This window comes from Cellulomonas endophytica, from assembly GCF_004123805.1.
Lineage (GTDB): Bacteria > Actinomycetota > Actinomycetes > Actinomycetales > Cellulomonadaceae > Cellulomonas > Cellulomonas endophytica.
In genome coordinates, this window is sequence record NZ_RWJX01000124.1 from 1 (window position 1) to 5,114 (window position 5,114).

A 5,114-nucleotide genomic window follows, 5' to 3' on the forward strand; every position below is an offset into this window, starting at 1 on the left:
GGGCCGCACCCGGGGCGAGCCCGGCCGGGTAGGGCCCGAGGGCGTCCGCGAGCCCCGGCACGGGGTGCAGCAGCACGTCCGCGGCGTCGGTCGCCCCGCCGCCGTCCCGGGCGGCCGGCGGGGCCGCGGGCGTCCCGTCGGCGGCGTCGACGTCGAGCAGCCCCCGGACGGCGGCGGCGGCCACGGCGGAGCGCACGCGGGCGCGGGCGGCGCGCCCCTCGTCGGCCGGCAGGTGGTCGACCCCGAGCACGCGGTCGAGGGTCGCCAGGGACGGGGCGGGGGGTGGCGGCCCGGCGGGGTCGGTCCCCGCGGTGAGCACGACGACCGCCTCGAGGACCGCGAGCACGGTGGCGTCCGCCTCGGAGAGGGCCCGCTCCAGCCCGGTCCGCCCCGTCGCGCGGGCGGCGAGGCTCACGAGGGTGACCGGCGAGGGGGAGGCCAGGTCCGGGCGCGCGCGCAGGAGCGCGACGAGCGCGTCGTCGTCCCGTGCGCGCAGGTGCTCCAGGTACGTGGCCATCCGCGCCACGATACGAGCCGGACGCCCGACGCACCCGCCCGGGTGACGCAGGACTCGCTCCGCTACATCTCAGCGGCGTCCGGCCGACTGACCACCCTGGACGCGGCTGCGTCCCGCGAGGGCGAGGAGGGCACCGTGCACGAGCGCATCGTCGCCGCCCTGCCGTCGGCGGCCCAGGTCGTGTGCGTCGCGGTCCAGCCCCTCTACGACCGGGCGGGACGCGTCGCGGCCCAGGAGCTGCTGTTCCGGCCCGCGCCGGGCGCGCTCACGGCCGGGGAGGGCTTCGACGACGACATGGCCACGGCCCGCGTCCTGTCGGCCGTCACGACGGAGTTCGACCCGCACGTGCTCGCGGGCGACGCCCCCCTGTTCGTCAACCTGCCCCGCCGCTTCCTCACGGGCGAGCTGCCCGTGCCGCTGGACCCCGAGAACACGGTGCTCGAGGTGCTGGAGCGGGTGGAGCCCGACGAGGACGTCCGCGCCGGCATCGAGGCGCTGCGCGACGAGGGCTTCCGCATCGCGCTCGACGACGTGGTGCCGGGCGACCGGCGGGCGGTGCTGCTGCCCCTGGCGGACGTGGTCAAGGTCGACCTGCGCGACTGCCCCCCGGAGGGCCTGCCCGCCATGGTGGCCTGGCTGCGGATGAGCTGCGGCCGCCCCGTGCAGCTCGTCGCCGAGCGCATCGAGACCGCCGAGGACCTCGCGCTCGCCACCGCCGCCGGCTTCGACCTCTTCCAGGGCTACCACCTGCGGCGGCCGTCCGTCGTCGAGCGCTCCTCGCTGAGCCACAGCTCGACGACCGCCCTGCGCCTGCTCGCCCAGCTGGCCGACCCCTCGGCGGGCTGGGCCCGCATCGCCGACCTCGTCGCCGCCGACCCCGCGATCTCGCTCAAGGTCCTGCGCGCATGCAACTCCGCCGCGGGGGCGCGCCGCCGGGTGCGCACGCTGCACCAGGCCGTGGTGCTGCTCGGCCACGCGCGGCTGCGCTCCATGCTCGTGCTCGAGCTCGTCGCGGGCACCGGCCACGGCGACGACGACCTGGCCCTGCGCTGCCTCGCGCGGGTGACCGCGGCCGAGCGGCTCGTGCCGCAGGACGCGCGGACGGCGGCGACGGAGGAGGTCGTCCGGCTCGTCTCCGAGCTCCTCGGCCAGACGCGGGAGCAGGTCGAGGAGGTCTTCGGCCACGGCGAGCCGGGCCCCGACGTCCGGGCCGCGTGCGACGCCCTCGACGCCTACCTCGTCGCGGAGGGCGGGGAGGCGCCGGTGCCGGCCGACCCGCGCTTCACCGCGCTCGGCGTGTCCTCGGCCTACCTGGCCGCCCTGGCGCACGCCCACGAGCTCCTGGCGACGGGCGAGGGCGGTCCCGCGGGGGACCACCTCGGCAGCTCCGTCGCCCGGCCGGTCGCCGCGTCGGCCTGACGGGCGCGGCCAGGTAGCCTGGGGCGTCGGCCGACGGGCCGACCCTCGGGCGCCGGCGGGGCCGGCGGCCGACGAGCACTCATCGAGAGGTGTGCGGTGCCCACGGGCAAGGTCAAGTGGTTCGACACCGAGCGGGGCTTCGGGTTCATCGCCAGCGACGACGGCGGCGAGGTGTTCCTGCACGCCTCCGCGCTGCCCGCGGGCGTCACGGCGCCCAAGCCGGGCGCGAAGGTCGACTTCGGCGTCGCGGACGGCCGGCGCGGGCCGTCGGCGCTGTCCGTGACGCTCCTGGACCCCCTGCCGTCGGTGGTGCGCGCGACGCGCAAGCCCGCGGAGGACATGGCCGTCATCGTCGAGGACCTCATCAAGGTGCTCGACCGGATCGGCAACGACCTGCGCCGCGGCCGCTACCCCGAGAAGACGCGCGCGGCGCAGTACGCCACGCTCCTGCGCGCCGTCGCCGACGACCTCGAGGCCTGAGGTGCCGGTCAAGGAGGCCGTCCTCGTCGGGGCCGTCGAGCAGGCGCGGGCCGCGGCGCTCGAGACCGCGGAGGAGCCGGGGCACGTCGGCGAGCACCTCGGCACGGTCGTCGACGCCGAGCGCCTCGTCTCGCACCGCTTCGCCTGCCTCGCCCCGGGCTACCGCGGCTGGGAGTACACGGTCACCCTGGCGCGCGTGCCGCGCGGCCGGACGACGACCGTCTGCGAGTCCGTCCTCCTGCCGGGCCCCGACGCGGTCCTGGCGCCGGCGTGGCTGCCGTGGTCGGAGCGCCTGCGCCCCGGCGACGTCGGCCCCGGCGACGTGCTGCCCTTCCGGCCCGACGACCCCCGCCTCGAGCCCGGCTGGACCCCGTCCGGGGACCCCGAGCTCGACGAGGTCGCCATCGACGAGCTGGCGCTCGCCCGGGCCCGCGTGCTGTCCCCGCGCGGCCGCGACGAGGCCGCCACCCGCTGGTACCGCGGGTCCCGCGGCCCCACCACGCCGGCCGCGGTCGCCGCGGCGGCGGCCTGCGCGAGCTGCGGCTTCCTCGTTCCCCTGCAGGGCGCCCTCGGCACGCTGTTCGGCGTGTGCGCGAACGAGTGGTCGCCGGACGACGGCCGCGTCGTGAGCCTCGACCACGGCTGCGGCGCCCACTCCGAGACCGACGTCGACCCCGTCCCGACCGACTGGCCCGCGCCGGACCCGCTCATCGACGAGAACCGGGTGGAGCTCGTCGAGCGGCCCGCCACGGTGCCGGTCGACGTGCCGGTCGACGTGCCGGTCGACGGGCCGGTCGACGTGCCGGTCGACGGGCCGGTCGACGCGCCCGCGGGCGCGGCGGGGGACGTGCCGGGGGACGCCGACGCGTGAGCCGCCGGTGAGCGGCGGGTGAGCGACGACCCCTTCGGGACCGCCGCCCTCCGCCGTGCCGTCGTGGACGCGTGGCGCGCCTCCCCGGCCCGCCTGCGCGAGGACGCGAACCACGAGGAGGACCACGCCCGCGGCGGCCTGCGCGACCGCGTCGTCGTCGAGCTCGCGCAGAACGCCGCCGACGCCGCGGCCCGCGCCGGTGCCGGGCCGGGGAGGCTCCTGCTGCGGCTCGAGCGGCGCGGGGGGCGGTCCTGGTTCACGGCCGCGAACACGGGCGCCCCGCTCGACGCCGCGGGCGTCGCCGCCCTGGCCACCCTGCGCGCCTCGACGAAGAGCGGCGGGGGTCCGGGCGAGGGGCCGGGGACCGGCGACGGGACGCCCGCCCCGTCCGGTCCGGTGGTCGGCCGGTTCGGGGTCGGGTTCGCGGCGGTGCGCGCCGTCTCCGACGAGGTGCGCGTCCTGTCCACCACGGGCGGCGTCGCCTTCTCGCTGCGGCGCGCCCGGGCCGAGCTCGCCGCGGCCGCGGACGCCCATCCCGGCCTGGCGGACGTCCTCGACCGCCGCGGGGACGCCCTGCCCGTCCTGCGCCTGCCCTACCCGCTGGCCGCCGACGGGCCGGACCCGTCGGCCGACGACGCGCTGCCGCGACGTCCCGCCGGGTCCACCACGGCGGTCGTCGTCGGCCTGCGGGACGCGGCCGCCGAGCGGACCGTCCTGGCGGCGCTCGCCGAGGTGGACGACGCCCTCCTGCTGGCGCTGCCCGCCCTCGGCACCGTGCGCGTCGAGACGCCGGACGGCGTGCGCGAGCTGTCTGACGTCGGCCGCCGGTGGCGCTCCGTCCGGCGCACGGGCCGGCTCAGCCCCCGCCTGCTCGCCGACCGGCCCGTCGAGGAGCGCGAGCGCGACGGCTGGTCCGTCACCTGCGCCGTCCCCCGCACCCCCGCGCCCGGCGACGGGGCCGACGACGGGGCCGACGACGGGGCCGACGGTCGCCGGTGGGCGCCGGTGCTGCACGCCCCCACGCCCACGGAGGAGCCCTGCACCCTGCCGTGCCTCGTCGTGGCGACCTTCCCGCTCGAGCCGAGCCGCCGCCACGTGGTCGCGGGGCCGCTCGCGGACGCCCTCGCCGACCACGTCGGCGCGACGGTCGCGGCGCTCGCCGCGGATCTCGCCGCGGATCTCGCCGGGGACGGGCCCCGACCCGGGGACGTGGCGGGCGCGCTCGCCCTCGCCCCGCTCGGCCTGGCCGCGGGCGCCCTCGACGCCGCCCTGCACGCCGCCGCCCTCGAGCACCTGTCCCGGACGCCCCTGCTCCCGCCCGCCGGCACGGGCGGCGGGCCGCGGCCCCTGGCGCCGGCGCACGCCACGGTCCTCGAGGGGCCGCTCGGACAGGTGCCCGAGGTCGTCGCGGCGCTCGCCGGGCCGGCGGGGGGCTCGCTCGTCGTGGTGCCGGCGGGCCGGGGCGCGGCGGCGCGCGCCCTGGGGGTCGAGGCGCTCGCCGTCGGCGAGGTCGTCGACGGCCTCGGCGACCGCCCGCCGCCCGCCTGGCGTGCGCTCTACGCCGCCCTCGCGCCGCACGCCGACCTGCCCGGGGTGCTGGAGGGGCTGGCCGGCCTGCCCGTGCCCCTGCTCGACGGCCGCACGGTCCGCGGCCCCCGCGGCACCGTTCTGCTCGAGGACGCGGCGGCCGTCGCCCTGTCCTCGCCGCCGCCCCCGGTGGGCCCGTCCGACGACGAGCACGACGACGAGCACGACGACGAGCACGACGACGAGCTCCCACAGGAACGAGACGAAGACGACCATCTGCAGCAGGTTGGCCTGCCAGGG

The 5,114-nt window shown here is 79.4% G+C and carries 4 protein-coding genes and 1 pseudogene; 4 read left to right on the forward strand and 1 reads right to left on the reverse strand.

The annotated features are described in order from the left end of the window. Positions 1-517 (reverse strand): annotated as a pseudogene (locus EJA20_RS17840) (hypothetical protein); the annotation flags it as partial. A gap of 135 nt (positions 518-652) precedes the next feature. On the opposite strand from EJA20_RS17840, the gene EJA20_RS17845 reads away from it, so the two are divergent. The 4 genes from EJA20_RS17845 to EJA20_RS17860 all read left to right on the forward strand — a co-directional run. Further along, positions 653-1,936: an EAL and HDOD domain-containing protein gene (locus EJA20_RS17845; RefSeq protein ID WP_129339863.1), complete on the forward strand. Its 1,284-nt coding sequence runs from the start codon at positions 653-655 to the stop codon at positions 1,934-1,936. Between the two features lie 96 nt (positions 1,937-2,032). After that, positions 2,033-2,416 (forward strand): cold-shock protein, encoded by a 384-nt coding sequence (locus tag EJA20_RS17850; protein WP_129339864.1) that lies wholly within the window; start codon positions 2,033-2,035, stop codon positions 2,414-2,416. Position 2,417: 1 nt separating this feature from the next. After that, positions 2,418-3,287, forward strand: a complete 870-nt coding sequence (locus EJA20_RS17855) for a DUF3027 domain-containing protein (protein WP_129339865.1) — start codon at positions 2,418-2,420, stop codon at positions 3,285-3,287. An 18-nt stretch (positions 3,288-3,305) separates the two neighbouring features. Beyond that, positions 3,306-5,114, forward strand: a 1,809-nt coding sequence (locus EJA20_RS17860) for a sacsin N-terminal ATP-binding-like domain-containing protein (RefSeq protein WP_420836455.1), incomplete at its 3' end; no start/stop codon positions are given.